Genomic DNA, 20,371 nt, shown 5'->3' with positions numbered 1-20,371 from the left:
GTCTATCTCCAATGAGGGGTGACCTGATGGCGATATTCTTCCCAAGCCCGACGGTTGGATAAATGCCTCGGCAGGCAATAAATTGTTATTTTTAAAGACAACAATCAGACTGAATAGCCACATATCATTGGCAACAAAAATACTCCGTGAGAGGTCGTAATGGAGCTACTCCAGTCAATGCAAGTGTTTGCCCGCCTGGCCGAGCTTGGCAGTTTCACCCGCGCGGCGGATGCCATGCAGATCGGCCGCCCGCAAGTCACCCGTGCGATACAGGAGCTGGAAACCTCGCTGGGCGTACGGCTGTTTCAGCGCACCACCCGCACGGTGAGGCTCACCTCGGAAGGTGAGCAATTCCATGAACGCGTGAAACGGATTCTCGGCGAGGTGGCCGGTGCCACGGCGATGTTCTCGTCGCCCGGCTCGACCTTGCGTGGGCGTTTGCGGGTCGACATCCCCACCGCGTTTTCGCAGCCTGGACTGATCGAAGGCCTGCGTGCGTTTACCACCCTCTATCCTCAGATCGAGCTGGCGCTGGGGGTCACCGACAGAACCGTCGATCTGGTCGCAGAAGGCGTGGACTGTGCGCTGCGGATCGGCGAGCTGCCCAGCTCAAGCCTCGTGGCCCGTCGCATCGGTATGGCCACCATGGTCACCTGCGCGGCGCCGCGATACCTGGAGGAGCACGGTGAGCCCAAGACCCTGGAGGATCTGGTCGCGCATAACGGCGTGACCTTTGTTTCAGGACAGAACCAGCGGCCGCTGGCCTGGCAATTCATGGATGGTGGTCGCGAGCACTCCCACATCAGTCGCCGAGGCATCACCGTCAACGAGTCCAACGCCTACGTCGAGTGTGGCGTCGCGGGTTTCGGTCTGCTTCAGGCGCCGGGCATTACGCTGGACCGTTTTCTGGCGGACGGAACACTGGTCGAGGTGCTGCGTCCCTACCGTCCGCATCCACGCCCCGTATCGGTGCTATACCCCAGCCGCTCGCACCTCGCGCCGCAGGTCGAGGTCTTTGTTGATTGGGTGCGTGAACAATTTCCGAAACTTTACGGGCGCTGGCTGGAGCGCTGCAAAGGAGATTGAGCGCGACAGCGCGTTTGGCGGCGGGGGCTTTTCCAGGCGGGGTTGCGTGATTTCCGACCTTGCCCTTGCGCTGGGTCATCAGTCGCCCATCGACCCCAGGAGCCACGCCCGGAAAATCTCGGCCGAGGCAGAACGCTTGCGATGCTTGAGCGATACCAGGAACTCGCCTTTGCCTGTCACGCATTCGAAAGAGGTCACCCGCTGCAATTCGCCCTTGGCCAGCGACTCATCCAGCATGAACGTCCAGGCCAGGCCGATACCCATGCCCTGCTGGACGGCCCGATAAGCCAACGTCAGTTGGTTGAACACCGGGGCTTTGTCCCGCGCCACGTAGTCGATGCCGAAGTGGCCGAACCATTGATGCCAGTCCAGGCACTGCCAGGCGCAGGTGTCGATCTGCACCAGGTTGGCCTGCGCCAATTGCTCCAGGGTCTTGATCCCCGAGACATCCAGTGAGGGATGGGCCACGGCATAGACGATTTCCGGCAGCAGGAAATCGCTGTCCAGCGAAGGCCATTCGCCAGAACCATACAGAACGCCCACGTCAAAATCGTTGAGGCTGGCCTCGTCGAACTCGTTGATCGCGTGAACGTGCACCGCGATGTCCGGATACGCCTTGTTGAATTCGATCAGCTTCGGGAACAGCCAGAACTGGGCCAGGGCATGGGTCGCCAGCACCGACACGGCATTGGACTGGTGGACGTTGCGAATCCGCGTGACGCTCTGGTACATCGTGGCGAGAAGCACATTGACCGTCAGCAGCAGCTCATCGCCCGCGCTGGTCAACGTGACACCCCTGGGTTTGCGCTCGAAAAGCGGGACGCCCACACAGTCCTCGAGCTGGCGCATCTGTTTGCTCACGGCGCTCTGGGTCAGGAACAGTTCGCCTGCGGCGCCGGTGAAACTGGCGTGTCGTCCCACGGCCTCAAAAGTGATGAGGGTCTCCAGTGGCGGCAAGGTACGCAGGTAACGGTTAATGACAGTGCTCCCGAACGGCTGTTTCGCCACCTGACATTCCGCCTGGGAATGGGTGGCCAACTATTTATCGCAGGTGACGCTTATATACCACGGCTAGAATGTCGCCAAACAGCCTGTCAGAGCCGAGTGGATGAACAGCGGGATTGTCTTTGCGATTTTGGCGGGTGCCATTTGGGGAGGGGTGATCATCGCCCCCTCGTTGCTGCCGGAATTCAACGCTGTGCTGATCAGCAGCGTGCGGTTTGCGCTGTACGGCCTGATCTCACTCCTCGTGGCCCTGCCCATCGCATCGCGCCTGCTCAGACAGGTCACGCGCCGCGACGCCCTGATGCTGCTGCGCCTTTCATTCACCGGGAACATCCTGAACTATGCGCTGCTGGGCGCCTCCGTACAGCTGAGCGGGGTGACGGCTGCCGCCCTGATCAACGGCATGATGCCGATTGCGATTACCTTTCTGGGGCGTGGCGATGCCGGCTCCCTGCCCCTGACCAAACTCAAGCTGCCCCTGTTACTGGTATTCCTGGGCATTGTATCGGTCAGTCTCGGGCACTCCGGTGCGCAGGCGGCGAGCACCTCGCTGTCGTCCCAGTTACTGGGCCTGGCCTGCGGGGTCAGCGGTGTGGTCTGCTGGTCGTGGTACGCCACCCACAATGCCCGCTACCTCAAACAAAGCCGCTTCAACAGCAGCGAATGGTCGACGCTGGTGGGCATCGTGACGGGTGTCGTGGCGGTCGTATTCGGCATCGCTGCCTTGATGCTGTTCCCCAACCTGGTTCCCGCTCAGGTTGAACACAGCCGCTGGATGGCGTTGCTGTGGGTCTGCCTGTTCCTCGCGCTCTGTGGTTCGTGGGTGGCCAACGGGCTGTGGAATGCCTGCTCGCGTCGAATGGCCGCCTCGCTCAGTGGCCAGATGATCGTGTTCGAAACGCTGTTTGCCTGCGTCTACGGGTTTCTGTTCAGCCAGCGGGTGCCTGGCTTGATGGAGGTGACGTCAATCGTGCTGTTGGTGAGCGGTGTGGTCTGGGCGGCCAAGCGTCACCAGATCGTCCCGGCGAAACCGGCCGAACCGTAGTTGCGGGTGGCAACCGCTCTTCAAAAGCGGCCATCGGCGGACGTGGCCGCCCGCTTGCTTGCGGTTCAACACTCCTGATGACCCCGTGGGGTCTACGCTTGCCTGATCATTTGTAGACAGGAGGCGTCATGAGCAACTTCCCGATCGTTGCCACGGTACTTTCGATGATACTGGGGCTGTCCGTCACTCGCCTGCTGCTGGGTGCATTGACGGTTTTCCGCATCCGTCGTGCGGCAAGCCCCGATTGGGTTGCGCCTGTCTGGGCCGTCATGCTTTTTACGACGCAGCTGGATTTCTGGTGGGCGGTCAACACACTGCCTGAGGTCAAGACTTCATACTCGTTTGCAGAATTTCTGTTGCTCGTTCTCCTGGCGCTGTCGCTTTTTGTCTCGGCCGCACTCTTGCTGCCAAGCCGAAGTGAGGACGAGCAAAATGGCCTTCGCCTTTACTTCGAGCAGGATGGCCGGTACGCACTGCTGTTTCTGTCGGCGTATCTTTTTCTCGGATTGGTCGTAAACATTCTTCTATTCAAAGCCTCTCCCATAGCGCTGTGGGGGGCCTTCGACCTGTTCATGATTATTCTTCCCCTCTGTGCATTTGCCGCCACGTCACGCAAGGTCTATTCGATTTTGACCCTAATTTACGTGCCGGTTAACGCGATCGACTTGGCCATATCGCTGACGAACTAGTGTGTTTCAACAGCATGCACGCCATTCCCACCCCTGTGACAAGCCTGCACACGGCGAGTCCTCCTGGCCGAGGCCCCGTCTGTTAAAGAATCTGCCGCACCTGCCGAAAATCCGGCATCCCCGAATGGATTCATAGAGGTCACCGTGCGTTTTTTTCCATCACTCCTGTTTGTCTGCGGCGTCATCAGTCTGGCAGGTTGCGCAACCAATGCGCGCAAGCCCGAAGGTGACTTGAAGGCGACCCTGGCCCAGCCCCTTGTGAAGGAAAGCATCCTGCGCGAAGGCGACCTGCTGAGCTTCCAGGTGTGGGTGCCCAAGTCCGACAACACGCTGCCGGTCACTATGCAATTCGAGGCGGGATGTTCATCCGCGCAACTGCGCCTGCTGTACCTGGACGGCGCCGTGCGCGTATATCCGATGGGTTCCCGTCAATACACCTCGGCCCGCGAATTACCGGCCGACCTGCATGCGACGCTGGCGGCCAACCCGACATTCGTCCAGGCGTGTGCACAAACCCCCAAGGCCGACTGGCGCCTGGTGAAAGCCAGCGACAGAGACAACTGGGTGTTGCTCGATCGCAATAGCGTGAGCACAGACAACGGCGAAACCCGCTTCTGGGCGGCCTTAGATAATCCCACGGTCCTCAATGACGTGCCCTACAACGCACCGTATGCACAGAAACGCGAGCGTTTTGCCGTGTCGTGCACCACCGGCACCTTCAAGCAGTTGGCAGGTTATGACCTGGATGCACGCAATCGGATCAGCGACGGGCGCGTGGACCGCTCCCCTGCTCCACAACCCATCGCTGGCAGTAACGCCGATTACGAGGCGCTGTTCGCGCTGGTGTGTGGCGATGCGCAACGGACGGCACAGCTGGCGTTGTTCAAGCCTCGCCTGAAAGCCCCGGTGAAAATTGCGCTGCAATCGGTACAGCCCGACGTGCTGACGGCGATAAGGCAACTCAACCTGGACCCGCCGGACCACGCCTTGAAGTTCGTGCGTAAAACTGGAACGACGACTTATAAAGGGAAAACTAGCCCTGCCATCGAAGAACGGTTCCTCAGCAGCGACGCTCCCAGTGGTCAATTGAACATCCTGTCACGCGGGGAAGGTTATGAAAGCCAACAGCTGAACTGGCGCGGCTTGATTCCCCTGGTGTCCAAGTCAAGCTTTGGTGGAAGCGGTGGCATGGCCGAGAGCAGTGCACTCAGCCGACTGAGCTTTGAGGGTGACTGGAAAACGCTGCCGATCGGGCAAACGGTCAGTTATACCTACACCAGCGCCACCCTCAACAGCGTTGTCGGTGCCTATGGCGACACCCCCAAAACCAGTCGTTGCAAGGTGGAACGCGAGCTGAAGGCCAGTGAACTCCATCCCGGTCTGTCGGGCAGCGCCAAGGCGCTGGCCTGCTCGCAAGCGCCTGACGAATATCATCGCGTGAATCACGTCTACTACTTGACGGAATACGGATACTTCTTTGAATCCAGCACCGATAAAAACAGTTTTTTCTACAGCGATCAGCGCATCGACGCCGTGGAATAGCCGTGCCTGCCCTTTAAATCACGAACCGCGTCACCATCGTGCTGAGTTCCACTGCCAGGCGTGACAACTCGCTACTGGCGGCGCTGGTTTGATTGGCCCCCGCCGCTGACTGCGTGGACAGATCACGGATGTTGACCAGATTACGATCGACTTCTCGCGACACCTGCGCCTGTTCTTCCGAGGCGCTGGCGATCAGCAGGTTTCGCTCGTTGATCTGCAAGACCGACTCGGTGATTTGTGCCAGTGCCTCACCGGCGGCGGTGGCCAGCTCAAGTGTCGATTGAGTGCGATCGGTGTTGCGCGCCATGGACAAGACGGCATCGTTGGTTCCGCTCTGAATCCCGGCCACCATGGTCTCGATTTCTTCCGTGGACTGTGCAGTACGGTGCGCCAGTGCGCGCACTTCGTCGGCGACAACTGCGAACCCCCTTCCGGCTGCCCCCGCGCGCGCGGCCTCGATGGCAGCGTTCAGCGCCAGCAGATTGGTCTGCTCGGCAATCGAGCGGATCACATCCAGAACGCGGCCGATATCACGACCTTTCGCCGCGAGGCCTTCAACGAGTACGGAGGTGTTTTGCACGTCAACGGTCATGGACTCGATGGCGGCGACGGTCTGCACGACCCGTTCACGTCCGTGCATGGCAAAGGCACTCGATTGCCGGGAGGCTTCAGAGGTTGATACCGCATTGCGTGCAACGTCTTCCACTGCCACTGTCATCTCATTGACGGCCGTCGCGGCCTGTTCGATTTCATCATTCTGATTCTGCAGGCTGCGGGACGATTCATCGGTGACCGCGCTCAATTCCTCGGCAGCCGATGCCAACTGCGTGGCGGAACCGGAAATCTGCTCGATTGTCTGGCGCAGGTTCTGCTGCATCACGAACAAGGCCGCGAGCACCTTCCCCGGCTCATCCTTGCCATCGACATCGATCGTTTGACTCAGATCCCCGGTCGCAATCCGCTCGGCTGCCTTCAGTGCGCGGCCCAGTGGCGCTGTAATACTGCGCGTGAGCATCCAGGCCAGCAATACGGTCAACACGACCGCCAGGATTGAAGTACCGATAATAGCGTGGGTGGCACTCTCAAACTGCTCACTGGACTTTCTGGCGGTATCTTTTGCCGCCCGCTGATTAATATCGATCAGCTTTTGCAAACTTGTCGACATTGATTCCAATGCACTTGTCAGGCGTGTGTTAAGCAACTCCCTGAGCTCATTGACTTTGTCCTGCCTGGATAACTCCAGCGCTTCACCCTGAACTTTAAGGTACAGGTCATGGGCGATATTGAACTGCGCAAAAGTTGCTTTTTCCTCTTCACCGGCCGGCGTCGCACCATAAGCATCCTTGGCTGTTTTCAGTTCGCGCATATAGTTCGGTATCGAGTCGTACATCTGTTGCAGCTGAGCAGGATCGCGGTTGTTGACCATGCGCGAAGCAGCGATGCGCAAGTAAAGCGTGTTTTGCTGGACGTCGCCCAGATAAACGATACTGGGCAACATATTCGTTTCCATGTCGATCGTCGCCTGGCGAATCAACGTCATACGATTCATTGAAAACACCCCCAGCGCTATGACTAAAAGGGCAATCAGCGAAAACCCCAAAAAAGCACGTGGCGCAATACTCATGTTTCGCATGGTCGACATTCATTTATACCTGGAACCGTCAGAAACCAGAGGGTACGTAAAGTTTCGACGGGTAACACTCATACGTAGGTATCAAGATGACATCGCAGTTTGAAAGTGCGCTGCCAAGTGACTCCAGTTGCAAACTGGCCTGGCACCGGAATGTGTACTGCGGGATGTTTTGCTGCCTCGTGAAAGCCTGCTCTCGGAAAGCGGTTATTGCGCTCGAACCCGCCTCAGGAGAAACAGCACCAGCACCACATTCAACCCGGCCAGCGAACACAAACCGGCCAGCACACCGCTCGCCCCCCAGGTCTGTAACAGGTAACCACCTACCAGCGGCGTGAGCGCCTGACCGATGAGCGAAGGTCGAGCCATGCGTCCCATCAGCAAGACATACTGGGTCGGGGGCATCAGGCTCAGCGGCAGCAGCCCCCGCACGATGGCTCGCAGACCATTGCCAGCGCCATAAAGCACGAGACCGAGTGCCGTCATGGCTGGCGCAAGCGCCACAACGGCGAGGCCGACAGCTACCAGCACCACAGAGATCAATGTCGTCCAGATGGGATGACGCTTTCGCGAAAAAACCTGCAGAACCCGCGAGCCCACTTGACTCGGCCCCAGTAAAGCACTGAAGCCGATGGCCGCTGCCAACGAATAGCCCTGACCTTCAAGCAAGGAGATCAGTTGAACGGAGATTGCCGTCATGATCACGGCCCCCAACGCAAAGTTCACCGTCAGGAGCCAGTAGATCTGTCGATTGATGGGGAGATTTTTATCTCGCGACGTTTCGCTTATGGTGACTGAAATCGGGCCTCTCGGCAGTATCCAGATGTAAAGCGGTGCCACCGTGAGCACCAACAACGCTGCATAGGCCAGGCACGTTGAGCGCCACCCCATGGACTCTATCATCCACGCAACGATCGGCCAGGTCAGGGTTGTCGCAAACCCTGAAATCAGGGTGATGCCGGTAATGGCGGCGCTTGCCCGTTCTCCGTAAAGTGATCCCAGACCGGCAAACAGCGCTTCATACAACCCGAGCGCCATGCCGATACCGATCACCGACCAAGCCAGAAAAAAGACGGGCAATGAAGTGGCACCGGCCATCAGGGACAACCCGATGGCAACGCCCAGACCACTGCTGGCAAGCACCGGGCGGCCGCCATAGCGGGCGATCAGTCGACTGATCAATGGTGCCAACAGCGCAGAAACCAGAAGGCTCAGAGACAACGCGCCATAGACCCACTTGCTGGCCCAGCCTGTTTCCTCGATGATCGGATCGGCCATGACGGCCATCAGGAAAAATGAACCTCCCCAGACCAACACTTGCAGCATCCCTAACAGGCCGATGCCGAACGTGCCCGGGAGGGCGGCTTGAATGTTCAAAACAATTTCATCGGCGATAAGGAAAGCGGGGAAACCGGTTGGCGAGCTTGCTCAAAGCATGTGCCCTGCCCATATTTCGCGATCGACCAGATCGGCAGCAATCTCAATGAAGGTTTCTCCAACAAATTTTGCGGCGGGGCTGACTCGCCTGTCCGCAGCAAACACCTGAACCAGCTTACGCATCGGCACAGGGTCGACTAACGGAGCAGCACTGAGCACGCCTGACTCAATTTGCGTGTAGATCGAGGCCAGGGGCAAAGCGGTCAATCCGAAGCCGTTGCGAACCAGGTCGATCATCGCCCCGAAAGAGTCGGCTTCCACACTGGTCCGCAGTTTGATACCCACTTCACGCGCGCAATTGTCCAGAATCACTCGAAGACTGTGACGAGCACTGGGCAGCACCAATGGCTGCTCGGCCAGCGAGTCGAATGAGACAGGCACATCAAGGCGCAGGTTGGCGCTGGCGGGGCCAACCAGCAGCAGGTTTTCCATCATCACCGGCACGATACGCAGCGTATGCAAGGGCTGGGGATCATAGGAGATCGCCAGATCCAACTCGCCACGCTGCACCCAATCGAGCAAGTAACCGCTGAACGCGGAAGAGAACCTGATGGCGAGACTCGGATGTTCATCCTTGATCTTGCGCACCAGCGGTACGGTGACAATTTCTGCGACTGTCGGCGTCGTACCGATCACCACCGTGCCCCGAAAAGAAGACTTTCCGCCCACGACCGAACTCCGAATGGACTCCATCTCTTCCATGATCCGGGTGGCATGAGCCAGCACTTCACGGCCGGCATCGGTGATCTCCATGCCGCGACCATGCCGATCAAACAAGTAGGTGCCCAGTTCCTTCTCCAGCAATCGAATTTGTCGGCTGAGCGCCGGTTGTGCGATGTGAAGCCGGTCGGAAGCCTTGCTGAGGCTGCCCAATTCGGCCACATGAATCAGGGTCTTGAGTTGAACGACATCCATTGCCTGGCCAGTCAGAGTCGGGCTCGACGCGAAGTGCATCGAACATAGCGTCAGTGTAAACGCATTGGCGGCCCTCGGAATGCCACGCGAGCCACGTCGCACGGGACGGGGCATCTTGCAAGCGGCTGTATGCCCTGGCCCGCCGGGGCTGCAGCGCGAGCTATAGAATTTCGGTATATCAGTTAGGCCTGCGTGACGGCTTATTTCGCTATTCGGTCTGCGGTAGCGTGCAATCAACGTCGGTGCCAAGAGCAATCGACTGACTACAAGAATAAGATTTGAGGGCTTGTGCCATGATTTCCCCTGTTTCCAGTCACCTGACCGATCCGCCCTTCACCCTCAGCGAACCGCTGAACGCTCACTGGCTTCTTCCCCCTCCTGTGCACTGATCGCCGAAGGATCACTGCAACTGCGCTAAGCACATCAACCCATCGAGCTAGCAACGTCGGACACGCATCAGCGTGGGCCTCGTATCGTCTCGCCTTGACGCAAGGGTGAACAACATGTCCGCATCAAACAGCGACTCAACACTCACGACCAATAAATCCGAGCAGGCAAAAAGTCCGAATCGCGTCAGAGCCATCATGGGCGCCTGCTCGGGCAACCTGGTGGAGTGGTACGACTTTTTCATCTATGCCTATACCGCCATTTACTTTGCGGCTTCGTTCTTTCCCAAAGGCGACACCACCAGCCAGCTACTGGCAACCGCCGGCGTGTTCGCCGTAGGCTTTTTCATGCGGCCGCTCGGTGGCTGGATTTTCGGCTGGATTGCAGATACACGTGGCCGCAAGGTGTCGATGATCATCTCGGTATTCATGATGTGCGCCGGCTCCCTGCTGATCGCGGTGATGCCGACCTACGAAACCATCGGTGTGGCAGCGCCGGTCATGCTGGTCATCGCCAGGTTGATTCAGGGTCTTTCCGTCGGTGCGGAGTACGGCACGGGTGCCACCTACATCAGCGAAATCGCAACACCGGGTCGTCGCTGTTTCTATGGATCGTTCCAGTACTTCACCATCATTGCCGGTCAACTCCTGGCCCTGATGACCGTCGTCATTCTTCAACAGACGCTGACCGGCGAAGAATTGCGCGAATGGGGCTGGCGAATTCCGTTCTTCATCGGTGCCTTGAGTTCAATCGTGGTGGTGTACTTGCGGCGCGCAATGCATGAAACCGCCAACAGGAAAGACATGAACCGCAAGGATGCCGGCTCGCTACGCGGCATGTTCAAGCACAAACGCGCAGTGGCACTGGTGGTCGCATTTACCATTGGCGGTTCGCTTTACTTCTACACCTTCACCACCTACATGCAGAAGTTCCTGGTGATCTCCGCAGGGTTCAGTCCGGAGACAGTGAGCTTCATCATGACGGCCGCCCTGGTCGGCTTCATGTTCTGCCAACCCCTTTTCGGCCTGCTTGCCGACCGCATCGGCATCAAGGCGCACATGCTGATGTTCTCCGGGTTGGCCATGCTGCTGGTGATTCCCCTGCTGTACTCGCTGCAATCGGTGAGCAGCCCATTTGCCGCATTCCTGCTGGTATTGGGTGGCCTGGCGATCGCCTCGCTGTACACCCCGATTGCCGGGATCGTCAAAGCTGAACTGTTCCCGCCCGCAGTTCGCGCATTGGGAGTGGGCTTTCCGTATGCAGTCGGCAACGCGGCGTTCGGGGGTACCGCCGAATACATAGCGTTGTCGCTTCGCTCACATGGGATCGAGGAGTACTTCTTTTTCTACGTCGCGGCGATTGCCAGCATCACCTTTATCGCCTCAATTTTGATGCCGAATCTGTCGCGCTATGGCTACATCAGCGGTACGGGTGAAATCGAGGAGCGTACAGGATTGAAAGGTTGCGCAAAGTCCCACGCTGCGAGCGTTTGAAGCACTGACGAAACGGCGATGTTCGATAGGGCCCATGAAAGCCTTGGGCCCTTTTTACGTCAAGAAACCTGGCGGGAACGCGGACGACTGGCGTCATTGTTCAACGAAATGCGTCGACTGCAAGGCTGCTTGCCTGGAAATCGGCGATCTGTTGCCACATCGCGATCGGATTGGAATACATCGGAAAGTGCCCGCAATCAGCGATAGGCGCCAGCCGCACACCTTCAGCCTGGATATGTGGCAAGTAGGACAACGACGCGTTCTGTTCGCCGTACATGAACATCCTTGGACATTTCAAGCCGAGGAATTTGCCCATCAGATCGGCGTTATCGGAGAGGTCGACCATCGACTGGAAAATCCCTCGCACCGCACCGGCACGCACCTTGTGCCGCAAGCTCGCGGAGTAAAGCGCACTGGCGTAGGCCGGGGCGTGCCGGGCACGTTCGATGAAGGCGGCGAAAAACACCTCGGCATCGTTGTTCGGATAGTCGACGATCTGCCGGCTGAGAAAGCAGTCTTCCGGGGCGATATTGCCCTCGATATCGACGAAGCTGAGCACCCGGTCCGGGAACTGGTGGGCCAGCATCAGCGCGGTCAGCCCACCCATGGAGTGGCCGACCAGATGGAAGCGTTCGATGCCGAAATGTGCCAGCACCTGCAACGCTGTCTGCAGCAGAAAGGGAATGGAAATCCTGGAAAGATCATCGCACTGGCTTTCACCACAACCCGGTGCGTCGTAAGCCACGAAAGGGTGACCGGCGAACGCGGGCTGCTGCACGATGTCGGCATAGTCCTCCTTGGTCGAACCAAAACCATGCAGGAACACGATCGGCGCAAGGACGCCGTCGCGATGGATGGCGGCCACGTTCAGTTGGACACCCTCCACCGTCAGAGGGAGTTGCACATGAGTGAACGTTTCTGGAGAAGACACGTTGTTGACTCCTTGAGCGAAAAGGTTGGGCCTAGCCTGGGTTGCCGGCGGCCAGACACGCAATTTCAAGGGAGTCAAGCCATCTGTAAATTCCTGATTCGGTAAGGCTTTGATACGCCAAACCTATCACTTGGTCTCACGCAAGGGCCTTGCTCGACTCACGACCGGGATCGCAGCCGGGTGACCAGCTCCTCCACCAGCGGGTTGGGCCGATCTGCATTCCAGGCCATCGCTGTGGTCACGACATTGAGTTTCTGGCTCAGCGCCCGAAACACCACATTGTTCGGCGCCAGTTTTTTCAGCGCCGATGGTACCAGTGCGATGCCCTGACCGCAGCTGACGAACGCAATTTGCGAGGCGACTGAGCGCACTTCATGCAGCACGCGCGGGGAAAAACCGCTGGCGCGGCAGGTCGCGATCAGATTGTCAAAGTAGACCGGGCTGACCTTTCGGGAAAACATCACTAAGGGTTCAGTGGCCAGGCTGGACAGGCTGATTCGCGTGCGCGCAGCCAAGGGGTGATCGCTGGGCAGGGCCACAACCAGGCGGTCCTGAGTCAGCGGCAGTGATTTGATCGAGGCCCCCAGATCACCCTCCAGCCGGGCGAAAGCCAGGTCAATATCCCCGGTTTCCAGCGCCGGCACCGCCTCGACGCTGTCGATTTCCCGCACAGACACGGTGAGGTGCGGGTAATCGCTCTTCAGTTGCTCGATCAGACCAGGCAAGACATCAAACATGGCCGTAGAAATCGCGCCGATGGTCAACATCCCGGACTGCCCCGCCACTGCCTCCTCCACGGCGAGTTCCAGCCGCTCCAATTGGTCCGCGAACTTGCGCACGGCTGGCAGAATCGCCGCCCCCACCGGGGTCAGCTTCGCACCTCGTCGCGAGCGATCAAACAGCTTGACCTTGAGGGCCTGCTCCAGCACCTGGATCTGCTCGCTCAGCGGTGGCTGGGACATGCCCAAACGCTTGGCCGCGCGGCCGAAATTCTGTTCTTCGGCCACCGCCAGGAACAACCAGAGATGACGAATGAGTCGAAAATTGATCATGATTAATCCATAGGTTTAACGTATCCAATGTATCTGTGATTAGTAATATACCTATCAAATTGTCTCACTGACACTGGGCGCCTCCGTCACCACTGGGGCTTTCCCATGATCAATAAGAGTTTGCTGGATCGCTTGGCGGCGCTGGATACCAACACGGTCTCCGATGCGCTCGACTTCCTCGACCTGCCCGGTGCCACTGTTGGGCTGCGCCCACTGTGGAACTGCCCAAAGATTGTCGGCCGCGCCAGCACCGTGCTGCTGGCTCCAAAATCCGACAACGTCCCCACTGTGCACCTGATTACCCCCGTGGTGGAACAGATCGACAGCAATGATCGTGTGCTGGTGATCGCAGGTGGAATCGAAGGCATCTCCTGCTGGGGCGATATCCTCGCCAATGCAGCGGTCAGCAAGAACGTTCGTGGCACGGTAATCGACGGTTTCAGCCGCGACATCGACGGCAGTGAGTCAATTGGCTACCCGGTTTATGGCCGCGGCGTGACCATGATCAGTGCCCGCAATCGGGTGGTTCAGGTCGATGCCGCCGTAACCATCAACGTGGCCGGCGTCGACGTCAGCGAGAACGACTATGTCATCGCCGATACCTGCGGCACCGTGTTCGTGCCCTCAGGCTATATCGAGAAAGTGCTCGACCTTGGCGAGCGTATTGCCCTCCGCCAGGACGGCATGGTCGAGGCCGTTCGCAGCGGTCGCTCGGTCGCCGAAGTGATGCATGACACCCAATTCGAAGCGATCCACGTGGAGCACGCCTGATGAACATTGAAGACAAAGAACTGGTCGCCTTGTTTGAAGGCCTGGACACCCCGGGCGTCTCCGATGCGCTGGATAAGCTCGGCCTGCCCGGTCAATGCCTCGGCGTGGCACCCCTGGACAATTACAGCAAGGTCATCGTCGGACCGGCATTCACTGTGCAGTACGTCTCGGCCAGCGTACCTCCCGGCACTGTGGGTGATTTCATCGAAGACGTGGCACCCGGCGATGTAGTGGTCATCGACAACAGCGGCCGCACCGACTGCACAGTCTGGGGCGACATCATGACCCAGTACGCCGGAACTCGGCATATCGCTGCCACGGTCATCGACGGTGTTTGCCGTGACGTGAAAAAAGCACTGAGCGATGGCTACCCGATGTTCAGCAAAGGCCGCTTCATGCGGACCGGCAAAGACCGCGTACAAGTTCAGTCGGTCAACCAGCCGGTGTCCATCGGCACGGCCCGGGTCTGTGCCCGCGACATCGTGGTCGCTGACGCCAACGGCGTGGTGATCGTCCCACGAGCCCGTGCGGCTGAAGTGGCGGCATGTGCCCGTCAAATCGAATCGGTCGAAGCCGCCATTCGCGCCCTGATCAGCCAAGGCAAAACCCTTAAAGAAGCCCGGACCGCACTGGGTTACCACAGCCTGCAGAGGAAAGTCTGATGACCATGCTCCCTCTCCCCCTGGATGCTTTTGCTCGGGCCAAAGTGCTGGGCAGCTCGACGCTGTATGAGGCGTCCCATCTGCCTTGCGCGGTTGACAGTGCAATCCGTCCGATCTGGGACGGTGCTTTCATCTCCGCCCCCGCTTACCCACTGGAATGTTCGCCGGGCGACAACCTTGCCCTGCACCTGGCGATGGAACGTGTGCCCCGTGGTAGCGTGCTGGTCGTGGGTACGGGTGGCTTCATCGCCGGTTATTGGGGCGAAGTGCTGACAGTGGCGGCCGAAGCGGCTGGCGTGGTCGGGCTGGTGATTGATGGTGGTGTGCGCGATATCGCGGCCCTGAAGAAGCGCCAGTTCCCAGTGTTTGCTCGCGGTATTTCGGTGAAAGGCACGGTCAAGACCAGTGCGCCTTCGGTGGGGCAACCGTTCAATTTCAACGGTGCCTTCGTGGCACAGGGCGACTGGGTGGTGGCCGACGATGACGGTGTGATCATCATTCCCAAGGCGGATGCGGCACGCACCCTGGCTGAAGGTGAAGCGCGCGCGAGCAAGGAAGAGCTGATGATGCAGGCGTTGACCGAAGGCCGCTCGACCCTTGAGCTGATGAACCTGACTGAGTGGAGAACCCGCGCATGAGCGCCGATATCCAGCGTCTGAATCAACGTCTGGCCAGCGTACAACCGTCCGCAACTTACCGAATCATGGATCGGGTAGCAGAGCGCCGGGCGCAAGGTGCGAAGATTATTTCGCTGTGCGCCGGCGAGCCCGATTTCGATACGCCCAAGCATGTGCGCGAAGCGGCCATCATTGCCATTGAACACGGGCACACCCGCTACACCCAGGTCGCCGGTGTACGTTCGCTGCGAGAAGCGGTGGCGGCCAAGTTCCGCCGTGAAAACGGCCTGGACGTTGCCTGGCAAGACACCCTCGTCTGCAACGGTGGCAAGCAGGTGATCTACAACGCCTTGGCCGCGACCCTCAATGAAGGTGACGAAGTCATCGTGCCGGCGCCGTACTGGGTCAGTTACCCGGAGATGGTGCAACTGTGTGGTGGTGAAGCCCGAATCGTTATCTGCAATGCCGACACCGGTTTCAAGCTGACGCCCTCGGCGCTGGCCGCCGCGATCACACCGCAGACCCGCTGGTTGATACTCAATTCGCCGTCCAACCCGACCGGCGCGGTGTACAGCCAGCAAGAACTGTACGCCCTGGCTGAGGTGTTACTGGCTCACCCTCACGTGTTGATTTTGGCCGATGACATCTACGAGCACCTGATCTTCGACGATCAAGCGTTCTACACACTGGCCCAGGTTGAACCACGACTGGCACCGCGCACCCTGACTATGAACGGGGTGTCCAAAGCCTATGCCATGACCGGCTGGCGCATCGGTTTCGCCACAGGGCCACGCTGGCTGCTGGACGCCATGGAAAAGCTGCAAGGTCAGCAAACCTCCGGCGCCAGCTCTGTGTCGCAACAGGCCGCACTAGCCGCGCTGGAAGGTCCCAAGGATTTCATCCGTGAAAGCCGGTTGGCATTTCAGAGTCGTCGCGATTTGATGGTGGCGCTGCTGAACGACACCCCAGGTCTTGAATGCGTCAGTCCAGCTGGGGCGTTCTACGCTTTCGCTTCCTGTGCCGGATTGATCGGGCGTACCTCAGCGGGTGGCCGGATACTGGATACTGACGAAGACGTCGCGCATGCACTGCTCGACGAAGCGGATGTGGCCATAGTGCATGGTGGCGCTTTTGGTCTTGGCCCTTACATTCGCATCGCCTACGCCCTGGATGACGCTTCATTGCGCCGGGCGTGCGAGGCGATCCGTACCTTCTGCACCTCCCTACGTTAATCATTTCCCTTCCCATAATACGTGGCTATCGCCATTGCCCGGCAGGCCACGCATTCACCGCCCAGCTATACAAAATGGGCATATCTCAAAGACAAAAACGGTAGTCGTCCTTCTCCACCATCCCTCCCAGAATGGGTGAAAACACAAAAGCAGCACTGCTTGGGAGATTGGCATGTCAACAGAAGCTGAACACATAGCGGGACAGGATTGGCAAGAGGACGTGTTTCGCGTGCTCAAGGCCCACGACGTCAAACACGTGGTCTTCGTACCGGATGCAGGTCACTCGGCGGCGATCCGTATGTCGTATGCAGACCCGGACATCAAGGCCGTTGTCCTCACCACCGAGGAAGAAGGTATCGGCTATCTCGCCGGCGCATGGCTTGGCGGAGAGCGCGGTGCCCTCCTGATGCAGTCCAGCGGCGTCGGTAACTGCATCAACACTCTGGCACTTCAAGTCTGTGCCGGCTTTCCGCTGTTGATGGTGGTCACCATGCGAGGCGACTGGGCCGAATTCAACGCGTGGCAGAACCCTATGGGTCAGGCAACCGAAGCCTCTCTCAACTTGATGAAGGTCATGACCTGGCGCGCGGACGTCCCGGAAGACGTCGCTCCGCTGCTGCACGGTGCCGCGACGATGGCATTCAACGGAGATTCCTCCACCGCCCTGCTGCTCGGTCAACGCCTGATTGGAGAAAAGAAATGGGTCAAGTAAGCGCAAACCACACTCTGTGCCGCCGCGAAGTGGTCAAGGCCTTGCTGGCCGACCGCAAAGACGTGCTGGTCGTGACAGGCCTGGGATCAGCGTCCTATGACGTCATGGCCGCTGGTGACAATGATCTGAATTATTACCTCTGGGCCGCCATGGGCAGTGCCATAACGGTTGGCCTGGGTCTGGCTAATGCACAGCCTGACAAGTCGGTGGTTGTAGTCACGGGTGATGGTGAGTTGCTCATGGGCTTCGGCGCGCTGGCCACCGTCGCACTTCAAAAACCCGCCAACCTGACTATTGCGGTGTTGGATAACGGTCACTTTGGCGAGACCGGTATGCAGGTCAGCCATGCGGGGTTTGGTATTTCCCTGGACCAGGTTGCGAAAACTTGCGGTTTCGGCTGGACCGATGAAGTCCGTGACATGGAAGGCGTACACAACCTGCGCGAACGCTTCGCAACGCGCGATGGCGTCAAGCTCGCAACCATCAAAATCAAAGCGGAAAACCCGCCACGGGTGCTGCCACCGCGCGATGGTCACTACATCAAAAATCGCTTTCGTGCTGCGCTGGGTTTCAACCCGATCTGACCATTCTATGCCCGTACCCGGTCACGCAAGGCCGTTGTCATGCGTGACGCGTTGAGGAGAACAATAATGACTGACCGCAACTCTGGCGAACTCAATGCCATCCGCGAGGGCGTACGCGCTCTTTGCGCTGAATTCGATGCGGCTTACTGGCGGAAAGTCGACGAGGAAAAAGGCTTCCCGGAAACCTTCGTCAAGGCCCTGACCGATGCCGGCTGGCTGGCTGCGATGATTCCTGTCGAGTACGGCGGCTCCGGCCTTGGACTGGCCGAGGCCTCGGTAATCCTTGAAGAAGTGAATCGCTGCGGTGGCAACTCCGGCACCGTCCACGGGCAGATGTACAATATGTTTACCCTGCTGCGTAACGGTAGCGAGGCACAGAAAAGTTACTACCTGCCGAAACTGGCCAGTGGCGAATTGCGCCTGCAATCGATGGGAGTGACAGAGCCAACTACCGGCACTGACACCACCAAGATCAAGACCACCGCCGTGCGCAAAGGCGACAAGTACGTCATCAACGGACAGAAGGTCTGGATCTCGCGAATTCAGCATTCCGACCTGATGATCCTGCTGGCGCGTACGACCCCTCTGGCCGACGTGAAGAAAAAGTCCGAAGGAATGTCGATCTTTCTTGTCGACCTGCGTGAGACCATCGGTAACGGCCTGACCGTGCAACCGATCGCCAACATGGTCAACCACGAAACCAACGAGTTGTTCTTCGACAACCTCGAAATTCCTGCCGACAGCCTCATCGGCGAGGAAGGCAAAGGTTTCCGCTACATCCTGGATGGCCTGAACGCCGAGCGCACACTGATCGCCGCCGAATGCATTGGCGACGGTCGTTGGTTTATCGAAAAAGCCAGCGCCTATGCGCGTGATCGCGTCGTTTTCGGACGCCCTATCGGGCAGAACCAAGGCGTGCAGTTCCCCATCGCTGAAGCACACATTGAAATCGAAGCGGCTGACCTGATGCGCTGGCGTGCTTGCGAGGAATACGACAGCGGTATCAACGCCGGGGCCAGCGCCAACATGGCCAAGTACCTGGCGGCAAAAGCCTCTTGGGAAGCCGCCAATGCTTGCTTGCAGACCCACGGCGGTTTTGGTTTTGCCTGCGAGTACGACATCGAGCGCAAATTCCGTGAAACCCGCCTGTATCAGGTGGCGCCCATCTCCACCAACCTGATCCTGTCGTACGTTGCCGAACACCTGCTCGAACTGCCGCGCTCCTTTTAAAAAATCAGCGTAAAACCCAGCGCGTCGGCTCAAGCAGGCGCGACTGGGGAGCCATGACAAGAGAGATAATAATCATGAGCCAACCCAAAGGCATCCGTCCGCTTGATGGCATTACCGTCGTCAGCCTTGAGCATGCGATTGCAGCGCCCTTCTGCACCCGACAACTGGCCGACCTTGGCGCGCGCGTGATCAAGGTCGAACGCCCAGGCACGGGGGACTTCGCCAGAGGTTACGACCAGCGCGTCAACGGTCTCGCCTCTCACTTCGTCTGGACCAATCGCTCGAAAGAAAGCCTGACCCTCGATCTTAAACAAGATTCGGCCACCGAGGTGCTGGACAGTTTGCTGGCCACTGCCGATGTCCTGGTACAGAACCTGGCGCCGGGTGCGGCAGCACGAATGGGACTTTCATTTGAGGCTTTACATCAGCGATTTCCACGCCTGATTGTCTGTGACATTTCAGGCTACGGTGCAGGAGGCCCCTATGAAAAGAAAAAAGCCTATGACCTGTTGATCCAGAGCGAAGGTGGATTCCTGTCGGTCACCGGCGGACCGGGTGAGGAAGAAATGGCCAAGGCCGGTTGCTCCATTGCTGACATCGCGGCCGGCATGTACGCCTACACCGGAGTTCTGTCTGCCTTGCTGTTGCGTGGACGCACTGGCGAAGGGAGCCACCTCGATGTGTCGATGCTGGAAAGCCTGATCGAGTGGATGAACTATCCGATGTACTACGCCTACGACGGCGCTACACCTCCCCCTCGCGCCGGCGCCGCGCACGCCACAATCTACCCGTATGGTCCCTTCCCCGTCGGTGACGGCACCACAGTCATGCTGGGTTTGCAGAACGAGCGAGAGTGGCAGCAATTTTGCGAGAAGGTACTGCTTATTCCTGAACTGGCGAAAGACGAACGTTTCTCCGCCAACTTCAAGCGCGTCGAAAACCGCCAGGCGCTGCGGGCACTCATCGTTGAAGCGTTCTCCACACTCAATTTCGATGCCGTGCTTGATCGGTTGGAGCATGCGCACATTGCAAATGCCCGGGTCAATGACATGCAAGGTGTTTGGGACCATCCGCAACTTCAGGCGCGTGGTCGCTGGCGGGAAATCGAAACCTCTGCCGGCACCGTGCCCAGCTTGATACCTCCAGGCAGCAACAGCGCATTCGAGCCACGTATGGATGCCATACCTGGCCTAGGCCAGCACACCGAACAGGTGCTCAGGGAACTTGGGCTGGATACGGATCGTATTGAACAAATGCGCGCAGCCGGGGCGATTTAGCCTTGATCTGAAAACAAAAGGCCTGCTTACAACGATCAAAGTTTTTGAGGGAACACCGCCCAATGAAGATCCTG

19 protein-coding genes are annotated in these 20,371 nt (G+C 58.7%); 13 read left to right on the top strand and 6 right to left on the bottom strand.

Features of this window, described 5'->3' with window-relative positions; all coding sequences use genetic code 11:
- Window positions 1-159 precede the first annotated feature (159 nt).
- Window positions 160-1,086 carry a LysR family transcriptional regulator gene (locus tag ACM6IM_RS03350; protein ID WP_414864154.1) on the top strand — a complete coding sequence of 309 codons (927 nt, stop codon included), beginning with the start codon at window positions 160-162 and terminating at the stop codon, window positions 1,084-1,086.
- Window positions 1,087-1,164: 78 nt separating this feature from the next.
- On the opposite strand, the gene ACM6IM_RS03345 is transcribed toward ACM6IM_RS03350, so the two are convergent.
- Window positions 1,165-2,094 (bottom strand): LysR substrate-binding domain-containing protein, encoded by a 930-nt coding sequence (locus ACM6IM_RS03345; RefSeq protein ID WP_414864153.1) that lies wholly within the window; start codon window positions 2,092-2,094, stop codon window positions 1,165-1,167.
- Window positions 2,095-2,194: 100 nt separating this feature from the next.
- Here ACM6IM_RS03345 and ACM6IM_RS03340 point away from each other — a divergent pair, with 100 nt between their 5' ends.
- The 3 genes from ACM6IM_RS03340 (at window position 2,195) to ACM6IM_RS03330 (ending at window position 5,367) form a co-directional block, all read left to right on the top strand.
- Entirely contained in the window at window positions 2,195-3,136 is a 942-nt protein-coding gene (locus ACM6IM_RS03340) for a DMT family transporter (protein WP_414864152.1), read from the top strand.
- 128 nt (window positions 3,137-3,264) lie between these two features.
- Entirely contained in the window at window positions 3,265-3,825 is a 561-nt protein-coding gene (locus ACM6IM_RS03335) for a hypothetical protein (RefSeq protein WP_414864151.1), read from the top strand.
- A gap of 144 nt (window positions 3,826-3,969) precedes the next feature.
- The gene (locus tag ACM6IM_RS03330) at window positions 3,970-5,367 is read left to right on the top strand and encodes a hypothetical protein (RefSeq protein ID WP_414864150.1); all 1,398 of its coding nucleotides are present in this window, start codon (window positions 3,970-3,972) and stop codon (window positions 5,365-5,367) included.
- A 13-nt stretch (window positions 5,368-5,380) separates the two neighbouring features.
- Here ACM6IM_RS03330 and ACM6IM_RS03325 read toward each other — a convergent pair whose 3' ends face one another.
- From ACM6IM_RS03325 to ACM6IM_RS03315, 3 genes are all read right to left on the bottom strand, one after another.
- Complete coding sequence (locus tag ACM6IM_RS03325) at window positions 5,381-7,009, bottom strand: methyl-accepting chemotaxis protein (protein ID WP_414864149.1); 1,629 nt, start codon at window positions 7,007-7,009, stop codon at window positions 5,381-5,383.
- 195 nt (window positions 7,010-7,204) lie between these two features.
- A complete protein-coding gene (locus ACM6IM_RS03320; RefSeq protein WP_414864826.1) occupies window positions 7,205-8,323 on the bottom strand; it encodes an MFS transporter in 1,119 nt (372 codons plus the stop codon).
- 102 nt (window positions 8,324-8,425) lie between these two features.
- Window positions 8,426-9,349: a LysR substrate-binding domain-containing protein gene (locus tag ACM6IM_RS03315; protein WP_414864148.1), complete on the bottom strand. Its 924-nt coding sequence runs from the start codon at window positions 9,347-9,349 to the stop codon at window positions 8,426-8,428.
- Between the two features lie 503 nt (window positions 9,350-9,852).
- Here ACM6IM_RS03315 and ACM6IM_RS03310 point away from each other — a divergent pair.
- Window positions 9,853-11,229 (top strand): MFS family transporter, encoded by a 1,377-nt coding sequence (locus tag ACM6IM_RS03310; RefSeq protein ID WP_414864825.1) that lies wholly within the window; start codon window positions 9,853-9,855, stop codon window positions 11,227-11,229.
- A gap of 100 nt (window positions 11,230-11,329) precedes the next feature.
- Here the strand turns inward: ACM6IM_RS03310 and ACM6IM_RS03305 are convergent, their stop codons facing one another.
- Both ACM6IM_RS03305 and ACM6IM_RS03300 read right to left on the bottom strand, forming a co-directional pair.
- Window positions 11,330-12,160, bottom strand: coding sequence for an alpha/beta fold hydrolase (locus tag ACM6IM_RS03305; protein ID WP_414864147.1), 831 nt, complete (start codon window positions 12,158-12,160; stop codon window positions 11,330-11,332).
- Between the two features lie 158 nt (window positions 12,161-12,318).
- Window positions 12,319-13,212 carry a LysR family transcriptional regulator gene (locus ACM6IM_RS03300; protein WP_414864146.1) on the bottom strand — a complete coding sequence of 298 codons (894 nt, stop codon included), beginning with the start codon at window positions 13,210-13,212 and terminating at the stop codon, window positions 12,319-12,321.
- 105 nt (window positions 13,213-13,317) lie between these two features.
- Here ACM6IM_RS03300 and ACM6IM_RS03295 point away from each other — a divergent pair, with 105 nt between their 5' ends.
- The 8 genes from ACM6IM_RS03295 to ACM6IM_RS03260 all read left to right on the top strand — a co-directional run bounded on the left by ACM6IM_RS03295 (window position 13,318) and on the right by ACM6IM_RS03260 (window position 20,297).
- Window positions 13,318-13,983: an RraA family protein gene (locus tag ACM6IM_RS03295; protein ID WP_414864145.1), complete on the top strand. Its 666-nt coding sequence runs from the start codon at window positions 13,318-13,320 to the stop codon at window positions 13,981-13,983.
- Window positions 13,983-14,645, top strand: a complete 663-nt coding sequence (locus tag ACM6IM_RS03290; protein ID WP_414864144.1) for an RraA family protein — start codon at window positions 13,983-13,985, stop codon at window positions 14,643-14,645. The genes ACM6IM_RS03295 and ACM6IM_RS03290 overlap by 1 nt, the downstream gene beginning before the upstream one ends.
- Entirely contained in the window at window positions 14,645-15,283 is a 639-nt protein-coding gene (locus tag ACM6IM_RS03285) for an RraA family protein (protein WP_414864143.1), read from the top strand. Before ACM6IM_RS03290 ends, ACM6IM_RS03285 begins: the two co-directional genes overlap by 1 nt.
- A complete protein-coding gene (locus ACM6IM_RS03280) occupies window positions 15,280-16,494 on the top strand; it encodes a pyridoxal phosphate-dependent aminotransferase (protein WP_414864142.1) in 1,215 nt (404 codons plus the stop codon). Before ACM6IM_RS03285 ends, ACM6IM_RS03280 begins: the two co-directional genes overlap by 4 nt.
- A 172-nt stretch (window positions 16,495-16,666) precedes the next feature.
- Window positions 16,667-17,206 (top strand): thiamine pyrophosphate-binding protein, encoded by a 540-nt coding sequence (locus ACM6IM_RS03275; RefSeq protein WP_414864141.1) that lies wholly within the window; start codon window positions 16,667-16,669, stop codon window positions 17,204-17,206.
- Window positions 17,194-17,790 carry a thiamine pyrophosphate-dependent enzyme gene (locus ACM6IM_RS03270; RefSeq protein ID WP_414864140.1) on the top strand — a complete coding sequence of 199 codons (597 nt, stop codon included), beginning with the start codon at window positions 17,194-17,196 and terminating at the stop codon, window positions 17,788-17,790. Before ACM6IM_RS03275 ends, ACM6IM_RS03270 begins: the two co-directional genes overlap by 13 nt.
- Window positions 17,791-17,856: 66 nt before the next feature.
- Window positions 17,857-19,020, top strand: coding sequence for an acyl-CoA dehydrogenase family protein (locus ACM6IM_RS03265; protein WP_414864139.1), 1,164 nt, complete (start codon window positions 17,857-17,859; stop codon window positions 19,018-19,020).
- 74 nt (window positions 19,021-19,094) lie between these two features.
- Window positions 19,095-20,297, top strand: a complete 1,203-nt coding sequence (locus tag ACM6IM_RS03260; RefSeq protein WP_414864138.1) for a CaiB/BaiF CoA transferase family protein — start codon at window positions 19,095-19,097, stop codon at window positions 20,295-20,297.
- Window positions 20,298-20,371: the final 74 nt, after the last annotated feature.

Origin of the sequence: Pseudomonas sp. IT-P12, from assembly GCF_949767465.1 — a bacterium.
Classification (GTDB): domain Bacteria; phylum Pseudomonadota; class Gammaproteobacteria; order Pseudomonadales; family Pseudomonadaceae; genus Aquipseudomonas.
This window is presented reverse-complemented; position numbering and strand designations above follow the sequence as displayed.